The following is a 26,414-nucleotide window of genomic DNA, read 5'->3' as shown; positions in this document are numbered from 1 at the left end:
CCCAGTCGATTCACCGGGCCCGGGTCGGTCACGCCGCCGGGACGAAGACCGTTCAGTCGGCCAGACCGGCGTCCTTGCTGCCGTAGGCCTCCCGCAGTCGTGGTTTGACGACCTTGCCGCCGGCGTTGCGCGGGAGTTCGCCGATGATCACCAGATCCTTCGGATGCTTGAACCGGGCGAGGTTCTCGTTCAGATGCGGTTCGAGCTCGGCCAGGGTGAGATCCTCGACGCCCTCGGCCAACACCACCACCGCTACCGGCACCTCGCCCCACTTCTCGTCTGCCCGGCCGATGATCGCCGCCTCGCTGACACTGGGGTGTCCATAGAGGACGTTTTCGACCTCGGCGCAGTAGATGTTCTCCCCACCAGAGATGATCATGTCCTTCGCGCGGTCGACGACATAGAGGAAGCCCTCCTCGTCCTGGCGCACCAGGTCGCCCGAGTGGAACCAGCCGCCGCGGAAGGCTTCTGCGGTCGCTTCGGGCTTGTTCCAGTAGCCGATCATCATGTTGGGCCCGCGGTAGACGATCTCCCCCACCTCGCCGGGTTTGACGTCGTTCATCAGTGGGTCGACGATGCGCGCGGTGACGGCCGGGACGACCTTGCCGATGGAACCAAGCTTGCGCAGCGCATCCTTGCCCTCGAGGATCGTGGTCACCGGCGACATCTCGGTCTGTCCGAACGCGGTCATGTTCGCGGCGTCGGGGAAGGACTCGTTCATCGCGTTGAGGATGGTGTCCGACGCCGGTGCCGCGCCCCAGCTCATGGTGCGCAGCTTGAGGTTGCGCGGCCGCGCCTTCTGCGCGGCGCACACCGCCTGCCACTGGGCCGGCACCATGAAGATCGACGTGACGCCCTCGCGTTCGAGTGTGTCGAGCATGGTGTCGGGGTCGAACGCGCCGAGCGGATGCAGGACCGCGCGCACCCCGCGGTAGAAGATCGGTGCGAACCCGCCGATCCCGGCGATGTGGAAGAGCGGCGGCACGATCGAGGCGACATCGTCGGATTGGCCGTTGGTGGTGGCGATCGTCGTCACCGCCTGCGCCTGGATGTTCTGATGGGTGAGCATGGCGCCCTTGGGTTTTCCCGTGGTTCCCGAGGTGTACATGATGACCGCCACGGTGTCCTCGGGTACGTCGACCTCCGGCAGGTCAGCAGCGTCCTCGGCGAGAAGGGTCTCGAAGTCGAGATGGGACTCGTTGTTGCTGCCACCGACGACGATGATGGTGTCGATCTGCCCGGTCGACCCGGCGACCGCGTCGGCGACTGGCGCGAGCAGGGTCTCGGTGACAACGATCTTCGCTCCGCTGTCGGTGACCAGGTAGGCGACCTCGGCCGGACTCATCCGGATGTTCACCGGTACCGGGATGGCACCGATCAGCGTCGCCCCGAGAATCGCCTCGATGTACTCGGTGCGATTGAGCAGGGCCATCAGGACACGATCACCGAACCGGACACCCCGCCGATGGAGTGCCGCACCGAAGGCGCGTGACCGATCGTCGAGCTCTTTCCATGTCGTGTTGGTGTCGAGGTAGGTGATCGCGGTGTTGTCCGGGGTCATCATCGCGTGCCGGCGAACCTGGTTGTTCCAGTGATTGCGTCGCGAGCGATACGGCTCGGTGGTCAAATTGCTGGCGACCTCGGCACTTGCAGTCATGACTGCCTCCCATTCGTCGAGCGGACTCGACCCGTAGTGAACGCCCTCGGCGAGGGTCCGGCACTGTTGTGTCCCGTGTCACACATTAGGTCGTCGGCGTTGCCAGATTCAGGCATTCCCGCGGTTCGGGTGGTGGACGCATCCGTTGACTGTGCGTCACATTGCGTTGACTGTGCGTTTGTCCATGGCCGTGGTGAACTCCAGTCACATCCATTTCGCGTTTCGCTTGGACGCAACTCAGTGCCTGGGCGCAATTGCTGCGGCGCGACGGCCCTGTGCGGATCGGGTGGCGGCGGGGCCGGTCGGATGTGCACAGTCGATGCAGGTCGACGCACAGTCGACGTGAAGGCCTACCCAGTCGACGGAAGAGCCTGCCCAGTCGACGGAAATGCCTACCCAGTCAGCGAAGTTCGTGACTCACGGCAACCGCGCGTCACGTGCACGTCGTCGAAGATATTCGTTCGCGCGTTTGTCGCGAGTGACCGCTGCCGCCTGCTCGTAGTGCTTTCGCGCCGCATCGTACGAACCGGCCCGAACGAGCAGATCGGCTTGCGCGGCATGGAACGGTCCGAAGTCGGCGACTCCCGGTTCGCCGTCCAGACGCTCGAGGAGTGCGAGCCCGTCCTGTGGCGAACTCGCCCGTCCGACGATCGCTGCGTGGGCGGTGCGCGCACCGAGTGTCGGCGCAATCGCGACGAGGGCGGCTGCCAACGACTCCAACGACACCCAATCCACAACACCGGTGCGAGCGCGGTCGGCGTGCACGGACTGCATCGCCGCCTCGAGTTGGAACCGACCGTGCGGTCGGCCGAACGACGACGCCCGTCGGAGCATCGCTTCGCCGTCACGGATGAGCGCCGCGTCCCAGGTCGCGGGATCTTGCTCTTCAAGCGGGACGAACGGACCGGTTCGCGCCGGGGCACGTGACAGCGACAGCGCGATCAGCGCGGCGAGACCCCATGCCTCCGGTTCGTCGAGCAGCGAGGCGAGCGTGACGGCCAGGTAGAGCGACTCCCCCGCCATCGATTCGACGGTGTCGGGATCGGCCCCGTCCGCATCGTTCCACGCGATTGCGAAACACCCGTAGACGGCTTCGAGAACGGCGGGCAGCCGTTCCGGCATGGCCTCCCGGTCGGGAACGACGAACGGGATCCGCGCGTCGCGGATCCGGCGTTTGGCGCGTACGAGGCGCTGCGACATCGTCGCCGGTGCGACCGCAAAGGCGTCCGCGATGTCGGCGGCCTCGAAGTTGAGGACCGACTGCAGCATCAGCGGAGTGCGGGCGGCAGCGTCGATGGCCGGATGAGCACAGGTGAACAGCAACTCGAGCCGCTTGTCGGGGATGGCGTCGGGGTCCACGTCGTCGAACGGGGTCACGGCGGTCGCTCCATGAGAGATGGTGTCGTCGAGGACCGTCGACGTGCGGTGCGCTGCCGACTTCCAGGCGTCACGCTGCTGATTGCGCCCGACGGTGAGCAGCCAGCCCTCCGGATTCGCCGGCACCCCGTCCGACGGCCAGGTGACGAGTGCCCGTTCGAAGGCGGTGCCCAGCGCATCCTCCGCGAGAGCGAGGTCCCCGGAGGATGCGGCGAGAAGCGCCACCAGTCGCGAATACGATTCGCGGGCAGCGTGTTCGGCAGCGGTGTGCGCTTCTCGTCCGGTCACGTGTTGGGGGTCCACGATCCTTCGACGGTGTAGGTCGCGCCCGGCCTGATCTCGACGACTCCCCATTCGATCGGCGGTGCCTGACCTGCCCACTCGATGGCGGCGTCGAGGTCGGCGACGTCGATGACGACGGTTCCGCCGAGTTGCTCTTTGGTGTCGGCGAACGGACCGTCCTGCACGACGAGCCGGCCGTCGACCTTGCGCAGCGTCGTGGTGACCTCCGAGGGCTGCAGGACTTCGGCGCTCACGAGCACGCCGGCGTCTTGGAGCGCGCGGGTGTAGGCGGAGAAGGCCGCCTGGCCTTGGGCGAGGGCCTCCTCACCGAGGGTTGCGGCATCCATCTCCGGGTAGTGCAGCAGAAGCGAGTAGTGCATGATCTGACCTCTCGTCCAGCGGGCCGCTCATCGGTCCGTGTGCAGTGATGACGACCGTGCCGCGCGCCATTCGACATCTTTCCGAAGTTTCTCCGTCGTCCCTACCGCTCCCCGCCTCTTGAGGGAGGCCGGGAGCTTGCGGAGGGCCGTGCCCCCGCTCCCTGAGGAGGCCCGGAGCTTGCGGACGGTGGACCCCTCCCCGCCCCCTGAGGAGGCCCGGAGCTTGCGGACGGCCGTACTCCCCGTCCCCTGAGGAGGCCCGGAGCTTGCGGAGGGCCGTCACGAAGGGTCACCCCAACCGATCGGCACGGGCCGCCGCGTCGGGCCACATCGCGGGACATGGCAGGCCGGGGACGGTGGCGATCTCGAAGTGCCACCACTCGTTGGCGAAGGTTCGACACAGGCCCCAGCGGTGACCGGTGCGTTCGAGCCAGGCGGCGCCTCCTCGTGGGCCGACGTCGATGGCCTTGCCGCGCACGTGCGGCGATTGCTCGGGCGGCAGAACCCAGCGTCGTGCGGCTGCCGGGCTGCCGTAGGTCGCGATCGCGTCCCGCCACATCTGGCGCTGCTGGGCGTGTGTTCGCTTCCCGGAGGTGATCCACAGCGGAACCCCCTGCGCGCGAGCAGAGTTCGACGCTTGCTGGTAGGCCGTCGCCAGTACTGGATCGAGGCCGGCAGTGGGAGGTGCGGCCGTCGCCGGGCCGGGACCGAGTCCTGCGATCAGCAGGGCACCAAACACGGCGGTACAGATGATCGCCAATCGGCGGGTGGTTACGTCCATCAACCTCATGACCGCAGTAAACCGTACGACCGACACTCATCGCATCAAGCCGTGAAAAGGGGTTACCGTGTGACCCGGGTGGGCCGCGCGCGAGCCTGTGGAGGGTCGGAAAAATGAAGAAGCGTCTGGTGGTCTGTTGTGACGGCACGTGGAAGTCGTCGAAAGACCCGAGAATTTCGAATGTCGAGAAGATCGCCCGAGCCGTCACCACCGATGCCGACGACGGCGCGGTCCAGCTGGTCCACTACGTCAACGGCGTCGGTACCGGGTCGAGTTGGTCCGACCGTGTCATCGGCGGGGCTTTCGGGCGGGGTCTCGATGCCAACCTGATCGATGCCTACCGCTTTCTCGCTCTCAACTACGAGCCCGGCGACGAGATCTTCGTCTTCGGCTTCAGCCGCGGCGCGTACACCGCCCGGAGTCTCGCCGGGATGATCTGGCACGTCGGCCTGGTCACGCCGCTCGAACTTGCCGAGAACCCGACGGAGAATCTGTTCGAAACGGTCCTGCGGTACTACCGGATGAAGCGAGAGAACCGACCGGCATCTACCCCGGGCACCCGGGTGCCGGTCAAATTCATCGGCGTCTTCGACACCGTCGGTGCGCTCGGCGTCCCTGGTATCACTCGTGTGAAGCACAAGTTCCACGATGTGAACCTGGGCAGGAACGTCGAAGTGGCCCGGCAGGCACTCGCCATCGACGAACGCCGGCTGACGTTCGACCCCTGCGTCTGGGAGGTCAAGGACGAGGATCAGGGCAAGATCGATGTCAAGCAGGTGTGGTTCGAGGGCGTCCACTCAGACATCGGCGGGGGTCTGGCGATCACCGAGCCGTCGGAACTGAGTCTGTCCTGGATGGTGCGCGAGGCGACGCTCGCCGGTTTGCAGTTTTCGTACGACCGGTTCACCCCGATCCGATACCCCATCGACCCCGCGGATCGGAAATACACCACGAACAAGTCGATGAACGCCATGTACGGCATCGTCAACGTGTTCAAGCTCGCGTTCGGCCCGCTCCGCATGCGCGGCAAGACCATTCGCCACAAAGGTCAGTCACGTCTGCTCGAGGCGAAAGCGAACGATCGTGCCGCCCCGCTGTACATCGCCGCTCCTGCGTTGACTCGGTGGAACGACAACGTCGGGTCCCGCAAGAAGAAGGCAACGAACATCGGCGCGTGGACCGCTGTGGTTGAGAAGTCACAGCTGAAGTTGCCATACCGCGTGGTCGAGATACCTCCGCTCGAAGCGCCGGCCGGGCAGGCTCAACTGCCTGTTGCGCCGGTCGACACGGCACCGCCGCTGGCTACTCAGCAGTAGTCACTGCGGGGCAACGTCTTTCGTTGCAGCGATCTGGATGAGGTTGCCGCACGTGTCGTCGAAGACCGCGACAACCGCAGGTCCGATGTCGGTGGGTTCCTGGGTGAACTCCACACCGAGGCCGCGTAGTCTCTCGTACTCGGCCTGAACATCGTCGACGGCGAACTGCGCCAACGGAATTCCATCTTCGATGAGCGCATCGCGGTAGGGCTTGACCGCGGGGTGGCCGGACGGTTCGAGGAGGAGCTCCATGCCCTCGGGGTCCTCGGGTGAGACCACGGTGAGCCACCACGTGTTCTCCCCCATCGGGATGTCGTGTCGCGTGGTGAATCCCAGTATCTGGGTGTAGAACTCGTGCGCCTTGCGCTGGTCGTCTACGAAGACGGACATCAGTGTGAGCCTCATGGGAGGTCCTTTCGAGGGGTGGGCCATCGGTCGGTGATCTCGCCGAGCGGTGCGGGGTCGAAGTAGTGGAATTTGGAGCGTCCACGTTTCTCGGTGTGAACGAGTCCGGCGGACTCCAGGACGCCCAGATGCTGCGAGATCGCCTGCCGGCTCAGGTTCAGCCCACGCCGCGATGTGAGACGACCGCAGATCTCGAACAACGTCTGGCCGTCGCGCTCGACCAGCTCGTCGAGGATTGCCCGCCTCGTCGAGTCATCGAGTGCATGGAACACATCGGCCACACCTGACAATAGGCAAGTCGCCACTTGCATGTCAATGGAGAGATGCGGGCCTTCTAAGTGATCGTGCCCGGAATGGCACTCGACAAAGGGCCGCGAGAATTGGAGGGCGATATCCGAGGTTGGGCACGTCAGCCGGGTCGGCGGGCCGGCCGATAGGCATTCCGACCGCTCGTGAGCAGTGGCGAGCCCGTCAACCCTCTGCTTCGGGTCGCGGGACGTCAGTCTCCCACCTCTGCCGGCGCTCCTCGTCGCTCTGCTCCCACCACGGGGTACCGCGCTCCCCGAGCGCAACCTTCGCGGCCTGGACGCCTTGGCGTGACTCGGGTGCGCCTTTCGTCCGTTTCACGTCCCGACGCCACGCCATGAGGATCGACTGCAGTTCGGCTCGGCGTTCGTCCGGGATCAACGGATCCGTCGCCCGCCACTTCCGGCCGTTGACGATGATGTGGTGGCCGTCGGGGGTGTGTTCGGGATCGGGCATGGTTCAACGGTGCCACGGCGGAGATCGGCGGGTGTGACCCAGATCTCTCTGGGCGTGTGAACTGCGATTCTGCGGACGATGAGCGAGCACTCTCAGGGTCCGCTTATGTCTGCGTGGGTAACCTCGCCGTGTCCTTGCCGATACCGAACCGTTACCCAACCTGAGATGGACAACGCTGTGCCTCAACACCGCCTGAACGCCCAGACCACGACGCGCCCCGCCACCCGCGCCCTGCTCGACTCGACGCCGCGCGCGTCGGGGCCCGGGCGTCATCGCGCCGCCTCGCGCTCGACCACCCGCACGGCTGTGCGAACCGGCGCCTTCGCCGCGTTCGTCGGTGCTGTCAGCCTGACGGCCGGTACCGCAGCGCAGGCGACGGCCCAGCCCGCTCCCCCGCCTGCGCCGAAGATCGCTCTGCCCGACAACGTCAAGCTGCCGGCCGGCCTGGTTCTGCCGCCCGAGATCGACGACTTGGCTCGCGACGTCCTGCCGCCGTCGGTGTTCGGTCCCGGCAACCCCGGTATTCCTGGCATCAAGAAGGCTGTGAAGCCTGTCAGTGGCACCGTGACCTCCGGCTACGGCCCGCGATGGGGAACCCACCACAATGGAGTCGACATCGCCAACAAGGTCGGAACCCCCATCTATGCCGTGACCGATGGTGTCGTCCTCGAGTCCGGCCCCGCCTCCGGGTTCGGCCAGTGGGTCCGGGTGAAGCAGGACGACGGCACCGTCGGCGTCTTCGGGCATGTCGACCAGAGCTTCGTCCGTCCCGGCCAGAAGGTTCGCGCCGGTGAGAAGATCGCGACCGTCGGCAACCGCGGCCAGTCCACCGGACCTCACCTCCACTACGAGGTCTGGGACGCGAACGGCACCAAGATCGATCCGCAGGCGTGGCTCAACAAGCGAGGGGTTCATCCGTGATTGACGCCTGACCCTGCTACACAGACGATCCCCCCGACATGTCGGTGGGATCGTCTGTGTTGTATCACCTGTCGGCGTTCCGATCGGATGTGATTCGACGGTCCGAACGATCCGCTCGGCATCGTCGCTCCCGCTGGTTCCTCCGAGCCACCCGCTACCCCGGTGTCGTGCTGGGTTCAACATCGGCACGTTCGCCGCGGGCGGGACCGCACCGTGCGTGGCGGCCCAACTCGTCGGATCGACCGGGAACCTCGCCGGTTAGTGTGTGGTCAGTCGGGACCAGATCTGAGAGGACGTCCCGCGGTCGAGTCGTCATCGGCCATCGATCTCCGCATGGTGCTGCACCGGTCAGAGTTCTCAACAATGGTGCCGATGCAGGCCGCACTGCCAGGGAACGCCCTCGTAGAGTCGGTACTGCGACGCCTAGTTCGGTGATAAGGGCTTGCCCCAGGCTCCGCTCGGGCTGCCGTCGAAAGAGTAGCGCTCGGCGGTTTCCCGGTCGCGGATCACGACGAAGGAATCCGGAATCATCTCGATGTCGCCGTTACGAGTGGTCTCGCCAAGAGCAACGCCGAGAGGCTCCGAGTGGTCGAACACAAACATTGCCGCCCAAGGTGTCTCCTTCACCTCGAGGAGGGAGACTCGCCCGGTGGCAACTCGGACAGTCGCGACCTTGCCTGACACTTGAATGGACGGCGGAAATGGCTCGTCGACGGACTCGACTGTCAGCCTGACTGTGGCTGAGACCTCGCTGTAAATGCGCAAGCAAGTTTCGTCGTCGAAATGAACAAGTACGGGCCAAAATGTCTCGAACAGCGCGGAAGCAAGAGAAAGCAGTGTGCGGACGACGTCACAGACGCGGAAAGAGGCCTTCGACGAATGTTTCCGTGTCAGTGGGCGCATCCACGCGTGCGCTGATCTCTGCCAGAACCATCGTCTGCTCGTCGGAGAAAATCCAGAAGGCCTTACTGGACGACTCATTCAACTGGTCCAGCGCCCAGCTCGAGAGTTCCGTCCATCCGTAGTACCCGCCCTCGAACCTGGCCAGTCTGAGAACGATTGCATCGCGTGCAGACTCGGTTCGGACGGCGAACTTCACCGACGCAACCAAGTCCGGATCCCCGACGATGAAACCGTCGTCGAGTCGGTCCATGAGCGGCAAAAGCGATCGATGCGCGATGCTGACCCGCCACCAGTCATTCGCGAAGTGCTCTGCGGCCACGCCCCACGCCGACGAAAGCGGTAACGGACGAATGACTTCGATGGTGTCGAAGTATCGCCCATCGATCCATCCGATCACGCCGTGGTCATCGACTGTGAGGAATCGCGACGACTCGTTGACCACAGCGTGGGCGACACAGGTATAACGGTGTCCTTCGGTCAGCGCGAATGCGGCAGTGCCGCTGAGGGCGTCAGGACGGTAGAGGTCGTTACAGACGAGAATCATCGAGCACCGCCTCGAAATCTGAGAAGAGCGATCCGATCAGTTGCTGATTCGGATCTCGATTCCTATATAGACACACCGCGTTCTCGATTCCGATCTCCGCCCAGGTCTCCCAGAGGTCGTAGTACCGCGGCCAGCCGGCGTCGCCGAGGGCATTGACGGCCGATTCCAGTCGCCAGGCGAGGCGGTCAAGAGACAGACTGCCCGCTGTGTACGCCGCGACCAGCGAACGGGCCTCGTCGATCAGGATCGGCACTACTTCCGCTGTCGAATCAAGCACCGGCGACTCCGTCAATGGCTTGGCGGGCATCTCGAGGCTCGAGTGGTAAGCCCACGATGGAGACGCCTGCTGCGCGATTGCTGATGAACCAGGGGGCTCGTCCGGCATCGGACGTCACAATGACGCGATGCTCGTCGCTGAACTCAAAGACGCACTGGCGGGCTGAGTATCGGATGCGTTCTAGCTGCATGCCGATAGCCGCGGGCGCCGGGCCGGCGAGATGGCGGGCGTGCCCCACCGGTGGATCGACCTGCCAGGGGCACGCGACGACAACGGTCCACTCGTCGGTTGACACCGACCATCCCGGCGGGAAGCTCCGCACGCCACGCACTTCGCCGAGGCCATCGAGCTCTCCGGGTTCGACCACCCGCGTTGTGGTGCGGACATGCTCGATCTCGGACGGTGAACTTCCGATCAAGAGGATGCCCGGCACCCGCATCGTCCAGGGTTCGTACGGATCGTTCGGGTCTGCTGTTAGCGAGATCCGGATGCCCTCGTCCAGCGAGAACCTGGGATCGTCCATGTCGTTGTTCGATTCGACGACCGTCACTGTCGTGCCGATCAGTCGACTAGCCAGTTCTTCGAGTTCGCTCGGTGCGGAGTCGTCGCTGAACTCCCCCTCAGCCGTGTCGATCGCATACGGACACGTGGTGTTCAGATGCCACTCCATGCCACCGATGTGCAAGCTGTAGTCGTTCAGCTCGCATCGCGTTATGCGCAGCGGCAGTGCGTGTCGGACGATCTCGAGGGTCGTCACGGGGCGCCACACGCGCTGAGGGACGTATGCCGGATTACGGTGGCGATGGATCGGTGCACCTGCGGAACCGTCCTCCTGGTATCGCGGATGAAGTAGCGAACTATGGTGCGTCAGATGTGGCGTCGAGTCCATCGAATAGAACCGCGATGGTGCTCGTACCCGATCGTGTGAAGCGCACACGGAGTGACCATCTCTCCTGCTCGCGGTCGATCAACGGCACGTGCAGCGGTGAACCGCTGTCAATGGACCGAAGTGCCTCGGCTACCAGCACGCGGACGTCCGTCACAGGTTCGACCGGCGTCGACGGGCGCTGAATCATGCCGACGATGTCTTCGCCCGACATGTCAGTGGATGCGCGAATCATGAACAAGGCGTTCGCATCGCCGTCCGAGATGGCCTCGACGACATCGGTCACCCGCTTGACGAGCTGCCCTTGGACGTCCGGTTCTCGCCACCGTAACCACTCGGACATTTCGTCGATCGTTGCCGAAACAATCAGTGACTCGTCCGCGTCGAGGCCCGACATGCCCCGTTGAAGACATCTAGCGAGAAGCTCTACGCGGTCGGGGGTCCATCTCGGTGAGAAATGCTGTCAACGGCCAGTTTGATGTCCCCGCTGGTGGCCAGGTAAAAGTCCCCACCCTGTGCGGGATGTTCTAGGTGGGTGGCACCTCCGTTCGGTGTGTCATGCGGTAGGAGTCGCCGTCGGTGATGACGATGGTGGCGTGGTGTAGGAGCCGGTCGAGGATGCTGGCGGCGGTGGTGTGTTCGGGCAGGAATCGTCCCCATTGTTCGAAGGGCCAGTGGCTGGCGATCGCGAGAGATCGGCGTTCGTAGGCGCCGGCGACGAGCCGGAACAGTAGTTGGGTGCCGGTGTCGTCGAGTGGTGCGAATCCGATCTCGTCGAGGATGAGCAGATCTTGGCGTAGCAGGGTGTCGATGGTTCTGCCGACGGTGTTGTCGGCCAGTCCGCGATACAGGGTCTCCACGAGGTCGGCGGCGGTGAAGTACCGCACTTTGTGTCCGGCGTGTACTGCGGCGATCCCCAGCCCGATCAGGGTGTGACTCTTACCCGTCCCGGCTGGGCCGATCAAGGCCAGATTGTGTTGGGCTCGAACCCATTCCAGTGAGGATAGGTATTCGAAGGTATTGGCCGGGATGGAGGATGCGGCCACGTCGAACGATTCCAAGGTTTTGGTGACCGGGAACCCGGCAGCTTTTAGTCGGTTGCGGATGTTGGAGGCATCACGAGCGGCGATCTCGGCTTCGACCAGGGTTCGCAGTACTTCTTCGGGTGTCCATCGCTGGGTTTTCGCGGTGAGCAGGACCTCGGGTGCGGTGCGGCGGATCGAGGCGAGCTTCAATCGGCGTAGCGCTTGGTCGAGGTCGGCCGGTAGTGGCGGCACTGTCTGAGGTGCAACGGGTGTCGATGTTGTGGTGGTCATGACACCTCCTTGTCGCCGGCGCCGAGCTTGTAGGCATCCAGCGAGCGGGTGGGCGCGGTAGGCAGGTGCCCGAGCAGTGCTGTGCCGGCCGGTCGCGGGTTGGGGGTGCCGGCTCCGGCATCGAGGATCGAGCGCACATCGGCGGCCTTGAACCGTCGGAATGCCACCGCCCTGGTCAGGGCGGTGAGCACCTGTTCGTGGCCGTGGGAGGTGACGAGCCCGAGGATGTCGTCGAGTTCACCGCCCAGGCGGGTGTTCCCGATGGCCGCGGCACCGACCAGGAACTGCTCAGCAACCTCACCGAGATCGCAGAACTGCTTCTCTGCTGCGGTTTTGGGTCGTGGTGCACGACTGGGCGGGGTGCGTGGCCCCCCGTAGTGGGCATCGTTGAGGACGACCTCTCCGGGTGCGGCCAACAGATGATCGGCGACCACCTCACCGGAGGTAGGTTCGGCGATCAGGAGCCGTTCACCGTCCTGGATGAGGGTCACGGTGGTGCCGATGAGCCGGTTGGGTACCGAGTAGCGGGCCGAGGCGTACCGGATACAGGAGAGGCGATCGACCTTACGGGTGACCGGCGGTGGACCGACCTGGGCCCGCAGAGACGGCAACGGGCTCAATGTGTCTCGTTCGATCGTGAGTTGGTCAGCAGGCACGCACAGTGTGTCGCTGTGACGGCGGGTGTTGACCTCGACACACCAGTCCCGCGCGGCCCGGTTCGCTGCGTGCACATCCAGCTGCACGTCGTCACGACCAGCAGCGATCTTGGCTTCGGTCCACAACGGCTGCGCCAGATCCGACTGCGCGTACCCGCAGAGGTTCTCCACGATCCCTTTCGATTCCGGATCGGCGCCGTGACAGAAGTCCGGGGAAAACCCGTAGTGGGTGGCAAACCGCACATACGTGGGGGTGGGTACGACGACGTTGGCGACGACTCCACCTTTGAGGCAACCCATCCGATCAGCGAGTACCTTGTTGGGCACTCCACCGATCTCTTCTAACGCTTCGGCGATGAATCCGAGTGTGGTGATGGATGTTTCGTTGGTGGCGAACCGAACGAACCGCCACCGCGAGAACGCCAACACCGCGCAGAACATGTGCAGCCCGCCGATTACGGCCCAATCGATGACCAGGTAGTCACCCGGAGCCCACACCGCCGGGCGGCGGCCACGATGATGATCACGGCGCCACTGTGTTTTCTCCTGGGCGACGAGACGACGGAAGTTGCGGGCCGAGCCCTCATAGCCCGCGGCACGTGCTACCGGCAGCAGTCGCTTGGCGGTGATCCGGCCGTGTGACCGCTCGACTCGCTCAGCGACCAACTCGGCGACCGCATCGTAGTTGCGGGCCCGTTCCTTGCGGTCGGGTGGTTGATCGTCGGCCTCGAACCGGTCGACCACACGCTTGACGGTCTTGTGGGTGGTGCCGCACACCTCGGCTGCGGCGCGATAGCTTCCGAGTTCTCGGTAAGCAGAAATGATGTCCATACGGTCCTTCGCAGACTTCAATGGAACTCCCAGGCGGTGATGGTGATCGGTTGGCACCTTCACCGTCATCGCCTGGGCCCTCAGTTCCGGGTCGACACGACGAACACAGGGTGGGGACTTTTATCTGGCCACCAGCGGGGACCTCGACCTGGCCACCAATGGGGACTTTCTCATGGCCATGGACAAATGCTTACGAGGGTCGATGGTGTCGAGCTCCTCGGCTGACGCCCCGTGCGTCTGAATGTGGTCTTCTGCCTCGATTGGGTTGCTAGTCGTCAATCCCGGAACGACCATCGACCACCAGTGGGTGGCTACCGGGTCTCTTGAGGAGTTGTCGCGCCACTCCGCGATGCTCGCCAGGTCGACAGCCCATCGTCCGGTCTCGTCGGTGAGGTCCGCGATGGCAAGAAGACTCAGACCCCTCATTTCCGCGGGGTCAGAATCCGATGGCAGTGCCAAGATCAGTTGTCGACCCTCCGCCGCCGCAGTGGAGCGGTTCACGGCCCCGGCGAGAAGTTGATCCGCGATCGTATGTGCGGGTGACGTCGGAGTACCGTCGCCCGTCTGGACATCGTGCGAATCTTTCACTGTGGCGAAACCTCGGACAGCCAGGTGCCGACGCGCTCCAGCAGGCGGACCGTGTTTGATCGCGATACGCAACCGGTGACAGGTGCGTTCTCGAGCGCGATGTAGAGCGCTTCGGAGAGCATCCGGAAGCTGTCGTAGTCGCCGTGGAGGAACGGCCGGTCGGCGTACAGCACCGTCGCTTCAGGGGCGACGTCCGGTAGTTCCGTCACCCATCGGTCGCCGTCGGGGGCATCCAGGAGCGTGATCGTCCACTGTCTGTCGAGCGGTGAGGCCATCGGCTCGGCACGACGGTCGAGGCGACTCGGTGTGCGGCTTCGCTGTTGGTTGACGTGAGCGTGCGCGTACAGCTGCAGGTAGCAGTCCAGCCGTGCCGGCTCACCGCCCGAGAGAACGAGGGCGCGGCTCACCGCGTCCATGGTCGAGTCTGCAGTCCACCGATTGGCGCGAAGGCCCTCCGCCATCTGGGCGCATGCGGCCACCGTCGAATCCGTGAGCTCGGTCATCGGATGCCGTCGAGGGCGTTCTGCACCCAATCACACAGCAGGCCGGCGTCGTATCGGCCCAACACCTCCGTCACCTCCTCCGCGCTCAATAGGTCGAGTACGTCGCGAAGGACGTTGGCATCCAACTCCCCCAACAACAGTCGATCGCGGGGGTTCTCCAGGCGTGCCCACTGGCGATCTGAGGCTGGTGCGCCGACCCGCGACGCCAGGGTCACTGCCTGGGCTTCGGTCAACCCGGTCAACGCCACCACCTGTTGCGCATCGTCGCTTGTTTTTGGGGGGATGTCGCCCACGTTCTGCCCCAATGGGTCACCGTCTTTCATGTCGATGCGATCCCGTCCGAATCGCTGCACGGGTGGGTCTGTCGTTGCGCAAGTGTCTGCGACGCACAGTCGCGGACCCACTCATCGTCGTCCTGAGTCAGCAGCACCAGTAGGTGTGGACTGAGCTTCGGATTCTTCGCGAGCGCTGCTCGGATAGCCGGATCGAGATCCGAAGCAAGGACACCAGCCAGCTCGTCATCTTCGCCGACGGCGCGTCGCATCGCCAGGGTCAACCGGACCTCGCGATCGTCATCCTCGACCAGAACCCGAAGAACTTCGCGGGGGATGGTCTTGTTGCGTGCAACGAAGTGCCTGTATTGCGGAAGATCGGAGACTATTTCGAGCCAGAGATCCAGTAACGCCGAGTCGCGGACTGCGCGATTCTGATCTATGACCAGGTCGCTCTCGATAAGAGTCTCGTACTCACCCCGTGACTCGATCATCATCCTCCTCGTCCACCAAGGTCTGATAACCCGGGATCAACAATTCGCACTGTTATGCATACTGCTCTCGTCAACGTCATGGCATGCCCGGAGGACGGGGTGGAGACTCCGCTGCCAAGTCGAAGACCGGACCGTCGACGTCAATCACCATCGTGGGAGTGGGGCTGCCATCTCGGGCGTGTTCCTCGAGTGCGCAGATTACTTCAGCGAACATGTGCGCGATCGACCTTTCGAGCGCCTTCTGTCGTACCCGGCCTTGGTGTTCTGAGCTCAACCGTCCGGTCCAGTGCACGAACAACGTGCTGCTCGGTTGATTACCGAGGGCTCCCACGAGAAGTGCGTGGCGCAGGTCCTTTTGAGTCTCCGCCTGGGCGGCGGGATCGACGAGACCGCACTCGACAAGCCGTGTCGTGCACTCGCCGAATTCTTCACAGCCGGTGAGGTCAAGGGAGTAGTGCAGTTCTGGTCGTTGAGGATTGCCCGCCATGGCCTGTCGCGCGAATCCGACCGTGGCAACACAATCGGACGGCATCTCGACTGACTCGGCCGAGCCAGTCGAGGTTCCCTGCAGGAACGTTATTGCTATCTCCGGGAGAGGCTCTCGGTTCGGGGGGAACTCGTCGACGTACCAGCCGACCATGGCTTCATCCACTGCGGAAAAGGAGATTCGCGACAGCATCTGCCAGAACTCGCTATTTGATTGCTTCAGAGCAGTCCAGTTTCGGAGGACTGCTCTAACCGAGTCCTCCTCATCACGCAACCCTTCCGCAAACGAATCCTCGAACGCGTCGAGAGACTGCACCGGTGACGGTGGATTCAGGGGAAGGGTGGACAGATCGCGGCGCAGGTCGTCGATCGGTTGTCCGAGATCGATGTCCCAAAGGCGTGACTGCCGATTCGCGCCTGCACGTGGCCGGTTGTATCTGATCGACGACCCTAGCCAGGGCTCGCTCACCAAGTCTGGCAATTCAGACTCCCGGCCAGTCGCCGTGAAAGTTCGGTCTGCGACGACACTGGCGTTCTCGAACATGTGATGGTGGTCGCCTGTGTAGCGAGCGCGCATCCGAAGTGCCTCTCCGTGCCCGCTGCGGCACGACTGTTCGGTCCGTCACTCTCCACCGTCATTGTCCGTACTCTGTGAGAAGACCTCGAGTTCGTGACCGTTCTTCGCTCTCGCCCTGCTTGTTATCGGGGTGTTGGGAATGACGAAGAATCGAACCCACCCTTCTCTGTAAAGGCGATGAACACTGGTTGTCTCGAAGTCGAGGTCGGTTCCCTCTATCGTGATTGTGAACAGATCTGCATCGACAAGGGCTCCTGAGGGTTTTATCGTGAATCCCCATCCGTATCCTAAGTCGGCGTGTATTCGACATTCGTCGAGGATCTCTACAGACTCGAGTGCCAGATACGAGTCGAGCCCCCTACCCCTCGGTACGTCCGGTAGCTCCATCCAAATCACAGTCGAGGTCGAGTACGTTTCGAAAAACTTGGTGAGGGCCGCACTAGACACTTCGCACAGATGCCTATTCACTAGACGGATCCCGCCTCGGTAGGGCGAGATCCGCCAGTTTCGGGTGGAGGTCACGCAAACCGGCGCCTCGCTCATCACGCAGTGTTCTGACAATGGGGGCGCCCGCGACCACGGAGAACCGCACGAAACCCTTAGCGTAAGAGCGATCCATACTCGATGATCTGAAGCGCACGTTGTTGCCTTCGATGGTCAGCATGGAGAGATCGTCGGTCAGGATCGCGGCGGTCGGGTGAATCGAGAACCCCCACGTAAACCCAAGGTCAGCGTACAGTTCGTCAGTGTTGCGAACATCGACGGAGTCAAGAAAGAAGTAGCTGTCCAGCGTCTTTCCACGATCGCTGCCAGGGATTTCCACATATATGACGGTCGACTTGGAGTAGGTGTCGAAGAATGCAAGGAGAGATTGGCGCGCGAGTTCGCACACTTGGTTGATCAACTTCGACGCCTCTGTAGTGGTCGCTCTTCGTCGCACTTCGATCGAATCAGTGTCATGAGGACACTTCGAAGGCTACGTTGCCGAAGTCGTACCAAAACCGAACCTCTTGGGACTCGAGCAGTATGTGATGACCGGCCACGTTCAGAGTCAAACCTCGGTCGTTGAGTCGAAAGTCCGTGGGTATCAATGTCAAAGTCAGGCCATACCCCAACCCGATCTCAATGCGTGGTCCGTGTGTGTCTGTGTTTTCGAGCGTGTAGTAGTTGTCATACGGTTTGCCAAAGTACCCATCTGGCAACCTCAGGGTAATAACTGATGACGCGTGTATGCCGAAGAAGGTCTCGATTGCCCGCCTTGCGGATTCGGCAGTCGAGACGGTCATTCGGCCGTTCGTGTTTCGTCAGAGACTCTTCTGGCCAGAGTGATATGGAGCCGTTCCGCTGCTGGACAGCGATCTCGACGAGCCCACTGAACGGCCCCCCGTCGCGAACGCACGGGCCGGTGGGCCGACCCGCCCGTCGCTGACTTCTCTCTCATCGCTACTCCCCGCAGTCATCACCGTGTCCGGTCAATGCTAAGTCGTAAAGCCGTACTTCCCTGCTAGGTATCCACATGGACTGTGGTGGCATCGTCTCCGACGCGCGGCTTGTTTCCTGGTTGACGCACAACCAAGTTCACTCGAGTAGCTTGCGAACTTCTGTGCGCACCTCCTCGATGCTCGAGTATGGCGTCGAACCGCCCATCTTGTACAGCGACAGGACGAAGATCAGTTCCTCGTAGGCGTCGTCTTCGTACAGGTCGCGCTTCAGAATCTCGGCCTCGAGATCGGCGACCGCAAGTGGGTTTTCGGGCTCCAGCAGGACGTCGGACATCGCCCGAGTCAGTTGTGGATCGTGGATTGGCTTGTTCTGGTCGATGTGATCACACCCTCCCACCAGTCGTGACTGCCAAGCGATCTCGTAGGTTGCGCGTTCAGTACCTGACATGGGCTTGCCACCCTGCCGCATGACGTGCTGGATTGCGAAGCGTGCCACGGTGCTGCAAGCGGAATCGGCGTCTTGGAACGCCGACCACCCTTTCCGCTGTCCCCGAACCCACGAACTGGCATCTCAATCCTGGAACGGCGAGTGCGCAAGGATCTTCGTGATCTCGCGTGACGTTCGCGACCCCCATTCGGCGTCCTGGGATGCGACCAGCTCGCGCCACAAAGGGAACCACACACGACGCGGATCGGTAGCTTCGTTGTATTCTTTGGTTTTGGCTGCGGCACGCTTTGCGAGCGAACGCGCAACGTCGTCGACCACCCAGTAAACAAGTTCGTCAGGATCCCTGGTCTGTTTGTGCATCACCACTCGGCCCCTGTCCCGCGCCTCGTAAACGAGGGTTCCGTCAGCCTCGTCGTGAAAGAATGCTGATCCTTCGTCATTGTTCTGTTCGCTACCCGGCACGAAGACGCTCGAGGACGACACTCCGGCGTTGTCCGCCATCGATTCGACACAACTGTCAATAAAGTCGGATATGGCCCTTAAAAGGTGCCACCCGCTGCCGGTGAATTCCTGCCTACTCATAGTCGAATACCTCCTTGAAAAAACCCTGATTCTCGAGGTCCGTCACCCTGCCCGGGAGTTCATACTGTATTCCTCCACCTGGTTGCCCAAACGCCGGACCGGTAAGTCCTGCTTTGACGTCGAATGGCTTAAGGACTTCGAAAACCCGGTATTGAAGCATTTCGGCGCCGGCCCGCATTGCCCGCTTGGGAATAGGTGTGCCTACGTCTGCGACGAAGTAGCCATACTCGTGGCCGAACCGGTCAAAGCGTTGACCTGGTTGCATTGTGAACCGCGCCGGCGGATGCATAAATCCGTCGTTTGACGGCCAGGGCGATCGTGCAATCTCCGTTGAATGTCGATGTTCAGGAGCGGCCGGAGTTTCACATCCCTCGGTGGGTGCGAGCCCGAAGGGATCTGCGCACCCCACGGGGTTGCCTGGATAGGCGTGCGGGTTAGGTGCGGGAGTCAGTCCCAGCGGGTCCGGGCTCAGGTACCTCCCGGTCCCCGGATGGTAGTAGCGGAAACGATTGTAGTGCAGACCGCTCTCGGGGTCGGCGTATTGACCAGGGAACGCCCACGGCGTCGAGGAGCCAACCCACGTGCTCTCGCCGTAAAGTGTCCTCGCTGAGTGTCCTGCGACCTCTCCAGTTAGCGGGTCAACGAGTGCAGTTGGTGTCGCGATCTGATCAGTCACGATCGCGAAGAACTCTCGGTCGACTTCGGTCTGCGTCCAGTCTCGCGGTGCACGCGGCGTGGGCGCCGGTGAGCCCAGGTTGAGGCTCACCTCGCCGTCAGATGCGCCGTCCTCGAACTCAAGGCCTTCGGACGGCGTGATCGATTTCGTACTGCGCGTCTGCGCTAGAGGCGTGTACGCGTAGGGCGCGAACGTCCAGGTAGTGGCATTGAGGCCATCGCTGGGCTCGGCGTCCGGCATACCAGCCGTCGACTCGGTTTGCTCGACCATCTGCTCGCCGTGCCAGTGGAACCGAGTGACCGCCCCGGTTGCCGTATTGGTCTTGCTGAGTCGACGGCCCAAGTGGTCGTAGGTGTAGGTCCAGGTCGTTCCATCGGGGGTTGCCACGCTGCGCAGTCGATCGTGAGCGTCCCAGACGTAATGCCACACATCAGGTTTCCGCGACAGTCGTCGACGACTCATCGAGGTGAGGCGACCCGCGGGATCGTACCGGTACGACGTCCGTCCGTCGTCGACGAGCAGGGTGCCGGAGTATCGCCAGCGGGGGCCCTTCGAGGCTCGGCTAGCGCCTCGCACCTCAGGGATCGGAGGCGGCTGGCTAGCGCCTCGCACCTCAGGGAGCGGAGGCTGGCTGGCGCCCCGTACCCCAGGGGGCGGAGGCTGACTGCCGCTTCGCACCTCAGGGAACGGAGGTCGGCCGGTGTCTTGCGCATCAGGAGACGTGATCGCTGAGGTCCCGTACTCGGTGATGTTGCCCGTCGCGTCGTAGGTGAGTTGCTCCGAGCCGGTAGGGCTGATTGCCGCAGTTATCCGACCGAGCACGTCGACTCTGTAGTCGGTCCGGCCGCGACCGGCCAGGGTCGTCGTCGAAGCTGTCAGAATTCCGTCGGCGCGGTAGTTGTACTCGGCTCGTGCGACGGTACGCTCCGGTGCCCCACCGCCTGCACCGCTCGGACCGAGGTTCAGCGTCGCCGGATTCGCAGAGACTGTCGCAACCGACCGTCCCACCAGCCGTCCGACTGGGTCCCACGACGAGTCGATCGCCGTGCCCTCGAACCTTCGACGCTGCTCGCGGCCCGTGGCTGAGGTGGTGATGTCGCAGGTACGGCCAGCGGTCGAGATGAAGTCGAGCACTCCGCGCGGGTCGTACCCGTAGCGGGTGTGAACCGCCGTCGGCGATGTCACCGACGCCAGCCGACCCGCACCCGTCCACCCCGACGCGATCATCCAATCGGTGGATCCGTCGTTCACGCCGGTCAGTTGCGGCAATCCCGCTGCCGTGTAGGTAGAGTGCCACTGCCCGAAAACACCGACGACACTCTCGGGCCGTCCTGCGGAGTCGTAGCTGTACCCAGTGACCTCGCCATCGAACTCAGGGTTGGGCGGGTCGGCGCACCGTTCAGCGACTACACGACCAGCCGCGTCGTATTCGAACGCCACGGTCTGCCCGGCGGCGTTCGTCCGCGTGGCGAGTCGTCCGCCCGCGTCGTAGGCGTACGTGGTTGTCGCGCCGTTGAAGTCGGTCTCGGACTGCAACGACCCGTCCGCGTTGTAGGAATAGCTCCACACCAGACCGTCAGGGTTGGTGACCGCGACGAGTCTGCGTGCGGTGTCGTAGGTGAACGCGGTTCGCGATCCGTCGGCGTCGACCCGGGCGATCGGTAGGTCGTAGTGGCCGTACTCCCAACGAGTGGTCGCGCCAACGGGATCGACGTAGGCGACGCAGTTACCTTCGCCGTCGTACTCCCAACGCGACTGTCCACCATCGGGAGCGACGAGACTAGTCCTGTTCCCGATCGCGTCGTACCCGACGACCGTGATGGCACCCTCGGCGTCGACGACCTCGACCGGCCGCCCGAACGCGTCGTACGCGATCCGTGTTGTGTTGCCGAGCATGTCCGTGATCTCAGTCGGCAATCCGGCCAAGTTGTTGCGGTACCGAACCATCAGACCGTCGGGATCCGTGTGTGAGGTCAGTGCACCGTGTTCGTCGTAGGTGTATGACGTGACCCCGCCGGCATTGTCGGTCACTGTCAGCGGACTTCCGTTGTCGGTGTAGGTGATACGCGTGGTGATCGGACCTGGTTCGACGACCCTGTCCGGGCGCCCCGGACCTGCGTAAATCACCTCCGTCACTGCGCCGTCGGGGCCGACGATCCGCTCGACATCGCCGAAGGCGTTGTAGTGCAGCCGCGTCGGAGGTCCATCCGGACTGGTGAGCACCATCGGTTGCCGACTGTCGTTGTAGTCGGTCCGGGTTATCCGGCCCAGCGGATCGATCTCCTGCCGCACTCGATTGTCTGCGTCGATGCCGTACAACGTCGTTGCGCCGACGGCATCGGTGTAGGTCGTCATCGACCCCGGACCTGCCGTTCGGAGCTGGTAGTCGAACCGCCCCGACCACACTCCGTTCATGCCGGACTGGATGGTCACGCGGCCGAGGTCGTCGTACCGGTTCCAATACTCCATCCCGATCGAGTCGCGCCACCAGGTCATTCGCCCGGCGTCGTCGTAGCCGAAACGTGTTGTCGCGCCGACGGCGTTGGTCGACGCTGCGAAATGGCCGCGATGGTAGGCGAAGGTGCACAGCTGCTGGTCGACGGGGGCGCCGTCCACCCCGGCGACCAGGCGGTACCCGAGGATCCGTGCGCCGTCGCACTGGACGTCGATGCGATACCCGGCGGAATGTTCGACGGCCGAGGGCCTTCCGTGCTCGTCGAAGACGAAGCGGATCCGGTTGCGATGCCGGTCGGTCAGGGCTGAGACCGCGATGCTCCCCGCCCGCACATCGACGCCGTCCAGTTCCGGGATCGGAATGAAGAACCAGCTGACGAGCGTCCGGATGTGGGTCAGTTGATACCCGTCCGTGGCCGTCGCACGCAGCTCCCAGTCTGTGTCGTTGACACTTCGTGACACCGAGTTAGCGTGTGGCCTGGGGAAATTCGTCATGGTGCCGTCGGCGTCGACGATGGTCACCAGATCGTCAGCGACGATTGCACGGGCGTCGAAGGCGGACGGCGTCGTCGGTCCGAGCCACCGTCCCCACCGGTAACGCGAACGATGTCGATGGGTCAGACGGAGCGGAAGAACTCCGGGGAGGTCGACGTCGGTCAGCGGGAGGAAGTACTCGCCCGTCGCGACATTGACCGGTTCGCCGTTGCTGCGGCACTGCTCGGGCGACTCGTTGCCCTCGCTGGTGTCGGCGCGTTCGGTCGAGCCTGAGTCGGTGCGATCTGGATGCCCAGGGTCGTGTGGTTGGCCGGTGTCGTTGTCCGGGGTGGAGTTGGTGCCGTCGGGGTTGTCGCTACCGGGCCGGTCCGACGGATCGGGGTCGCGCGGGGACGACGGCGCGTCCGGGCCCGCCGGCCGTGGGTTGGCCGCAGCGGGGCGTTCCGGTGTGAACGGGCGGTCCGGAATCACGGCCGGCGGGATCGGCCGATCGTCGGGGCCGCTGCGAGGCGAGGGAGTGGTTTCCGGCGCGTTCCGGACGGTTGGTTCGGGGACATGATGGGTGTTCGTCGGCACCGGACGTCCGCGGTCGATGTCGCGCGGTGTGGTGGATTCCGGTGTGGTGCGCGCAGGAGGCGTGCGGTCCGGGGTGTGGTCGGAAGTGCGCGGAGGGGCCGCTGGAGCATCTGCCCGGCTCGGAGCGCCGGGACTGGTTGGCGTCGCGCTTGGCTTCGGTTGCGCGGCATCCGGTGTGGCATGCGGCGTCGACACCGGATGATGCCCGCCGACCGGCGCGATGGGGCCGGTTGCGGGTGTGTCTGCCTGGTCAGGCGTACGCGTTGGGGCGTCGACGGTGTCGGGTCGGGTTGTCGGCGCATCCGGGTGCGTCGAAGTCGGTGACGGACGTGGACCAGGCGCGTCTGTGTCTGGTCGCGCATGAGGTGTCGCCGGCGTGGCTTCGTCGGCTTTTGGCGGGTGGCCGCCGGCCGGCTCGTCATGCCGTATCGGGGTCCGGTCGACGACGGGCTCGTCGGGTTTGGCCGGCGACGGTTCGTGGTGCGTCGGGCTCGGTGCGGCGTCGCGGTCGACCGTGTTGGTGCCGGGAGTGGATTGGCCGGGTGAATGGTCGCCACCGGGCGCGGCCGCGGGCGTGGTGGTGTCGCCGCGGTTGGGTCCGGGCGGGTCGTCGTCGCCCAGGATTCTTGGTCCGGATGGATTGTCCGCGGGTCCCGGCGTCTGCGATCCCGGCCCGTCCGCAACAGGCGACGGCGCGGGCTCGGGTTTCGGCGCGGGGGCGGCAGTGTCGGGATTGGGGGCATGTGGGCCGAAGCCGTCGACAGGTCCGCCGGCGACGGGCTGGTCCGGGGACGCAGCGTCACGGCGTGGTGCAGGCGATTCAGGTGATCCCCCGCTGGGCGGAGTGTCGACGGCTCCTGCCGGTGGCGCAGACGAATCGGGCGTGGGAGCCGGATTCGGCGAGCTGGCCGGTGACGGGGGCTCGGCGGCCGGAGCCTCCGGGGCGGGACCGTCGGCCCTGGGAACTGGAGGCGCGTCGTGATCGACGGGGATGTCGGGACCGTGCCGCCCCGGCAGCTCGGCACTGGGACTGGCACCAGGCGTGTTCGGCGACGACCCGTGTGGCGCGGGCGTCGGGTGCGGCGACGCTGGCGGGGCGTCTGGGCGATGTGAAGTCGGGCTGATATGTGGAGTCGGCGGCGTCGTCGGGAGGTTGCGGCCTGACTTCGCGAGCCCGGTTATCAGGCTGCCGCCCTTGGGTCCCGGCGCGATCATCATGACCGTATTGCCGATGACGTTGCCCAGCGCCTGGGACGGATCCGTCGACCATCCGGACCCGGCGAAGTTTCGAACGAACTCGTCGGGGTGGGCGACCTGGTGCACGATCCCGGTGACCATGGTCGCCGAGTTGCGCATGTACTGGTGGGGGTTCGCGATGTTGTAAGGGTTCTGCGGGCTCAGCATGTTGAGCCCCTTGACGACCTCGGTGACCGACCCGATAAGGCCCGCTTCGAAGTGGTTGAAGCCGGTTAGCCCGGCAGTCCCGACGTCGCTGGCAGTCATGCGTGCCTGGTCGAACGCAGACGGCATGGGTGGTGCCATGTTCGCGGCGCCGCTGAGTTCGGCCTTGACCCCCGGGGCCGACGAGTTGCGATGGTCGCGTCCGACTTTCAGAACTCGCTCCGCCTCGGCTTTGTATCCGGGCCATGGGTCGGGCCCCGGATGTGTCGGCGGGGTGTCGCGACGATCGTTCTTGTAGTCGTCGAGCTCGTCGTTGTAGATGTTCGCCTTGGTGACCCACTCGTCCCGTTTGCGCTCTCCCTCTTCCCAGATGCGGACGGCCTCTGCGGCCTTCTGCTGCGCGAAAGTGACGACGCCGGCCCAACCAGAGAGCGCTGCAGCCGCTTTGGAGGCGGCGTCGCCGGCTGCGAACCACTGCGGGACCTGGCGTCCAGTGGCATCGCGGAATTCCACTGCGCCGGTGCCGGACCAGTCACCGACCGAGATCCCTCGTAAACCTTCACCCGCCGCGACGAAGTTGCCGGCAAAGCCCGTGAACTTCTCGGCGAGAGCGGTGATCCCGGGAGGGTCGCCGAGGATGAGTTCCTTGGGGTCTTTGGTTTCGTCGAGATTCTTCTCGTCGGGCATGGCGCCCAGCGAGTTCGCGACGTCGTCGCCGAAGTCCTCGACGCCGGTGGCGATGCTGTCGAGGCCGACGGCGCGCAAACCGCCGCCGAGTATCTCGGTAGCACCGTCGACCAGTCCCCCGAGCACTTCCTTGCCGCCCTCGAGGGCGTCGAAGAGGCCCACCTACTTGGCCGGTTTGTCAGCCGGCTCGGACTCGGCGCTGCTCGGCGGATCCGCGATGAATCCGTCACGCTCGAAGCCGTCGATCGTGTCGGTGACAAGTGTCGACGGGTCGACCTGGTGGCGGGCGATGGTCTCGAGGTCCTCGATCAGTGTTCCTCTGAGTTCCTGGCCCAACTGCCGATGCGCTGCCATCTCCTCGGGCGTCAGGGCCCACTGCGGGTCGGTGATGGCGTTCTTGTTGTGCTCCCACAGCTCGCCCCACGACTTGTCTTTGACGACCTCCGCCGTGAGGCTCGGGTCACCGATCAGGTCCATCGTGAAATTCTTGAGCTGGTCGCCCGCCCATTTCTCTTCACGCTCGTAGTGACTCGCTCCGAGTCCGAGGCCCTTCGAGATCTCTGCCGCGCCGGTGACGAGCGCCCGTACGCCCCATTCCCAGCGAGCGCAGTACTCCTCGAGTCCGCTCTTGGGGTCGGCGTGTCCGATGGTGCGGCCGTCTAGGTCGAGGTCGCCGTATCCGCGACCGAGCGCAGCGCTGTAGTCCGACCCGACGCCGGTGTCGGCGAGCCCGTCGATGACGCCGTTGATACCGGCGCTGGCCTTGTCGAGGGCTGAGGGCTCGACATGCAAATTGTCGGTCATCGGACTACTTCACCCTCGTCGTCGTAGTAGCAGTGCGGCGTCAGCTCGCGGCTCGGCGGAAACGTCATCGTCGACGGTGTCGCGGGGTCGACGACGAGCCCGGTGGGTTCGGGCGCCTGGTCGAGGACGCGGTCAATGAGCGCGTGACCGGGAACGTCGAGGTAGCGGACCTCGGCTAGGTCGCGGTCGGTGAACTCAGCGAACTCGCGCAGACGTTCAGGCGTTGTGAACGCCAGCATCCAGGGGATACCGGCTTCAACCAGCGTGAACAGGCGGCCGTTGAGATCGAGTGGAACGGCTAGGGTGGCATCGCGGAGGGCATCGTAGAGCCGAGGTGGATCACCGAAACCGGACAAATACGCCCGAACCTCATCGACATATGTCGTCATCACCGGACTCCCCCGCAGTCATCACCGTGCCGGTTGATGCTAGATGATGGAACTTCGATTCTCGCGGTGGTGTCCACAGGTCAGTTGACAGACGGCAGGCCACGCCAGTCTCCGCGCCAGTTCTTGTGCCTGACGGTCGTGTTTCGGCAGTGACCCCGGAGCTTCTCGGCTGGACATTCCGTTGCCGTACACGCCGGACCTGCCCGAAGTCTGGGTGAGTCCCTCCACAACTCGACAGCCCCCATC

The 26,414-nt window shown here is 64.2% G+C and carries 27 protein-coding genes; 2 read left to right on the top strand and 25 right to left on the bottom strand.

From position 1 onward, the window contains the following. Positions 1 to 52: 52 nt before the first annotated feature. From fadD5 to AC3B5T_RS19395, 4 genes are all read right to left on the bottom strand, one after another. Positions 53 to 1,657 (bottom strand): fatty-acid--CoA ligase FadD5, encoded by a 1,605-nt coding sequence (gene fadD5 / locus AC3B5T_RS19410; RefSeq protein WP_055476030.1) that lies wholly within the window; start codon positions 1,655 to 1,657, stop codon positions 53 to 55. A gap of 417 nt (positions 1,658 to 2,074) precedes the next feature. Further along, positions 2,075 to 3,322 (bottom strand): RNA polymerase sigma factor, encoded by a 1,248-nt coding sequence (locus tag AC3B5T_RS19405; protein ID WP_055476031.1) that lies wholly within the window; start codon positions 3,320 to 3,322, stop codon positions 2,075 to 2,077. Beyond that, entirely contained in the window at positions 3,319 to 3,696 is a 378-nt protein-coding gene (locus AC3B5T_RS19400; RefSeq protein ID WP_055476032.1) for a YciI family protein, read from the bottom strand. Before AC3B5T_RS19400 ends, AC3B5T_RS19405 begins: the two co-directional genes overlap by 4 nt. A gap of 289 nt (positions 3,697 to 3,985) precedes the next feature. Further along, entirely contained in the window at positions 3,986 to 4,477 is a 492-nt protein-coding gene (locus AC3B5T_RS19395; protein ID WP_055476033.1) for a M15 family metallopeptidase, read from the bottom strand. Between the two features lie 113 nt (positions 4,478 to 4,590). Here AC3B5T_RS19395 and AC3B5T_RS19390 point away from each other — a divergent pair, with 113 nt between their 5' ends. Further along, positions 4,591 to 5,793 carry a T6SS phospholipase effector Tle1-like catalytic domain-containing protein gene (locus AC3B5T_RS19390; protein ID WP_055476034.1) on the top strand — a complete coding sequence of 401 codons (1,203 nt, stop codon included), beginning with the start codon at positions 4,591 to 4,593 and terminating at the stop codon, positions 5,791 to 5,793. Here AC3B5T_RS19390 and AC3B5T_RS19385 read toward each other — a convergent pair whose 3' ends face one another. The 3 genes from AC3B5T_RS19385 to AC3B5T_RS19375 all read right to left on the bottom strand — a co-directional run bounded on the left by AC3B5T_RS19385 (position 5,794) and on the right by AC3B5T_RS19375 (position 6,960). Next, positions 5,794 to 6,198, bottom strand: coding sequence for a VOC family protein (locus AC3B5T_RS19385; RefSeq protein ID WP_055476035.1), 405 nt, complete (start codon positions 6,196 to 6,198; stop codon positions 5,794 to 5,796). Next, the gene (locus AC3B5T_RS19380; RefSeq protein ID WP_442902706.1) at positions 6,195 to 6,479 is read right to left on the bottom strand and encodes an ArsR/SmtB family transcription factor; all 285 of its coding nucleotides are present in this window, start codon (positions 6,477 to 6,479) and stop codon (positions 6,195 to 6,197) included. The genes AC3B5T_RS19385 and AC3B5T_RS19380 overlap by 4 nt, the downstream gene beginning before the upstream one ends. 190 nt (positions 6,480 to 6,669) lie before the next feature. After that, positions 6,670 to 6,960, bottom strand: coding sequence for a hypothetical protein (locus AC3B5T_RS19375; RefSeq protein ID WP_055476036.1), 291 nt, complete (start codon positions 6,958 to 6,960; stop codon positions 6,670 to 6,672). Between the two features lie 165 nt (positions 6,961 to 7,125). On the opposite strand from AC3B5T_RS19375, the gene AC3B5T_RS19370 reads away from it, so the two are divergent. Beyond that, on the top strand, positions 7,126 to 7,881 hold the full coding sequence (locus tag AC3B5T_RS19370; protein ID WP_055476037.1) for a M23 family metallopeptidase: 756 nt from the start codon (positions 7,126 to 7,128) through the stop codon (positions 7,879 to 7,881). Positions 7,882 to 8,304: 423 nt separating this feature from the next. Here AC3B5T_RS19370 and AC3B5T_RS19365 read toward each other — a convergent pair whose 3' ends face one another. The 18 genes from AC3B5T_RS19365 to AC3B5T_RS19280 all read right to left on the bottom strand — a co-directional run bounded on the left by AC3B5T_RS19365 (position 8,305) and on the right by AC3B5T_RS19280 (position 26,168). After that, positions 8,305 to 8,484, bottom strand: coding sequence for a hypothetical protein (locus AC3B5T_RS19365; RefSeq protein WP_156354249.1), 180 nt, complete (start codon positions 8,482 to 8,484; stop codon positions 8,305 to 8,307). 247 nt (positions 8,485 to 8,731) lie between these two features. Continuing rightward, positions 8,732 to 9,328, bottom strand: coding sequence for a hypothetical protein (locus AC3B5T_RS19360; protein WP_156354251.1), 597 nt, complete (start codon positions 9,326 to 9,328; stop codon positions 8,732 to 8,734). Continuing rightward, the gene (locus AC3B5T_RS19355; protein ID WP_156354253.1) at positions 9,312 to 9,605 is read right to left on the bottom strand and encodes a hypothetical protein; all 294 of its coding nucleotides are present in this window, start codon (positions 9,603 to 9,605) and stop codon (positions 9,312 to 9,314) included. The genes AC3B5T_RS19360 and AC3B5T_RS19355 overlap by 17 nt, the downstream gene beginning before the upstream one ends. Continuing rightward, entirely contained in the window at positions 9,598 to 10,494 is an 897-nt protein-coding gene (locus AC3B5T_RS19350) for a hypothetical protein (protein WP_488357829.1), read from the bottom strand. The genes AC3B5T_RS19355 and AC3B5T_RS19350 overlap by 8 nt, the downstream gene beginning before the upstream one ends. After that, on the bottom strand, positions 10,463 to 10,888 hold the full coding sequence (locus AC3B5T_RS19345; protein WP_055476042.1) for a hypothetical protein: 426 nt from the start codon (positions 10,886 to 10,888) through the stop codon (positions 10,463 to 10,465). Before AC3B5T_RS19345 ends, AC3B5T_RS19350 begins: the two co-directional genes overlap by 32 nt. 130 nt (positions 10,889 to 11,018) lie before the next feature. Next, positions 11,019 to 11,807, bottom strand: coding sequence for an IS21-like element helper ATPase IstB (gene istB, locus AC3B5T_RS19340; RefSeq protein ID WP_457138401.1), 789 nt, complete (start codon positions 11,805 to 11,807; stop codon positions 11,019 to 11,021). After that, entirely contained in the window at positions 11,804 to 13,315 is a 1,512-nt protein-coding gene (istA, locus tag AC3B5T_RS19335; protein ID WP_488357826.1) for an IS21 family transposase, read from the bottom strand. Before istA ends, istB begins: the two co-directional genes overlap by 4 nt. 563 nt (positions 13,316 to 13,878) lie before the next feature. Beyond that, a complete protein-coding gene (locus AC3B5T_RS19330; RefSeq protein ID WP_055477349.1) occupies positions 13,879 to 14,385 on the bottom strand; it encodes a hypothetical protein in 507 nt (168 codons plus the stop codon). Beyond that, entirely contained in the window at positions 14,382 to 14,708 is a 327-nt protein-coding gene (locus tag AC3B5T_RS19325; protein WP_084817377.1) for a hypothetical protein, read from the bottom strand. Before AC3B5T_RS19325 ends, AC3B5T_RS19330 begins: the two co-directional genes overlap by 4 nt. After that, on the bottom strand, positions 14,705 to 15,154 hold the full coding sequence (locus AC3B5T_RS19320) for a HEAT repeat domain-containing protein (protein WP_231632842.1): 450 nt from the start codon (positions 15,152 to 15,154) through the stop codon (positions 14,705 to 14,707). Before AC3B5T_RS19320 ends, AC3B5T_RS19325 begins: the two co-directional genes overlap by 4 nt. 73 nt (positions 15,155 to 15,227) lie before the next feature. Continuing rightward, positions 15,228 to 16,214, bottom strand: coding sequence for a hypothetical protein (locus AC3B5T_RS19315; RefSeq protein ID WP_156354412.1), 987 nt, complete (start codon positions 16,212 to 16,214; stop codon positions 15,228 to 15,230). 45 nt (positions 16,215 to 16,259) lie between these two features. Beyond that, positions 16,260 to 16,601, bottom strand: a complete 342-nt coding sequence (locus tag AC3B5T_RS19310; protein WP_231632841.1) for a hypothetical protein — start codon at positions 16,599 to 16,601, stop codon at positions 16,260 to 16,262. Between the two features lie 73 nt (positions 16,602 to 16,674). Continuing rightward, positions 16,675 to 17,118 carry a hypothetical protein gene (locus AC3B5T_RS19305; protein ID WP_488357828.1) on the bottom strand — a complete coding sequence of 148 codons (444 nt, stop codon included), beginning with the start codon at positions 17,116 to 17,118 and terminating at the stop codon, positions 16,675 to 16,677. Positions 17,119 to 17,792: 674 nt separating this feature from the next. Then, positions 17,793 to 18,152 carry a hypothetical protein gene (locus tag AC3B5T_RS19300; RefSeq protein WP_055477361.1) on the bottom strand — a complete coding sequence of 120 codons (360 nt, stop codon included), beginning with the start codon at positions 18,150 to 18,152 and terminating at the stop codon, positions 17,793 to 17,795. 75 nt (positions 18,153 to 18,227) lie between these two features. Next, the gene (locus AC3B5T_RS19295; RefSeq protein ID WP_055477360.1) at positions 18,228 to 18,686 is read right to left on the bottom strand and encodes an Imm63 family immunity protein; all 459 of its coding nucleotides are present in this window, start codon (positions 18,684 to 18,686) and stop codon (positions 18,228 to 18,230) included. Next, the gene (locus AC3B5T_RS19290; RefSeq protein ID WP_488357827.1) at positions 18,679 to 25,137 is read right to left on the bottom strand and encodes a putative T7SS-secreted protein; all 6,459 of its coding nucleotides are present in this window, start codon (positions 25,135 to 25,137) and stop codon (positions 18,679 to 18,681) included. The genes AC3B5T_RS19295 and AC3B5T_RS19290 overlap by 8 nt, the downstream gene beginning before the upstream one ends. Then, complete coding sequence (locus AC3B5T_RS19285; protein ID WP_055477325.1) at positions 25,138 to 25,779, bottom strand: WXG100 family type VII secretion target; 642 nt, start codon at positions 25,777 to 25,779, stop codon at positions 25,138 to 25,140. Next, positions 25,776 to 26,168, bottom strand: a complete 393-nt coding sequence (locus AC3B5T_RS19280; RefSeq protein WP_055477324.1) for an SseB family protein — start codon at positions 26,166 to 26,168, stop codon at positions 25,776 to 25,778. Before AC3B5T_RS19280 ends, AC3B5T_RS19285 begins: the two co-directional genes overlap by 4 nt. Between the last annotated feature and the right edge of the window lie 246 nt (positions 26,169 to 26,414).

It is taken from the genome of Gordonia sp. G4 (genome assembly GCF_057770005.1).
Note: the sequence above shows the minus strand (reverse complement) of the source record. Positions and strands in the feature narration are given on the sequence as shown.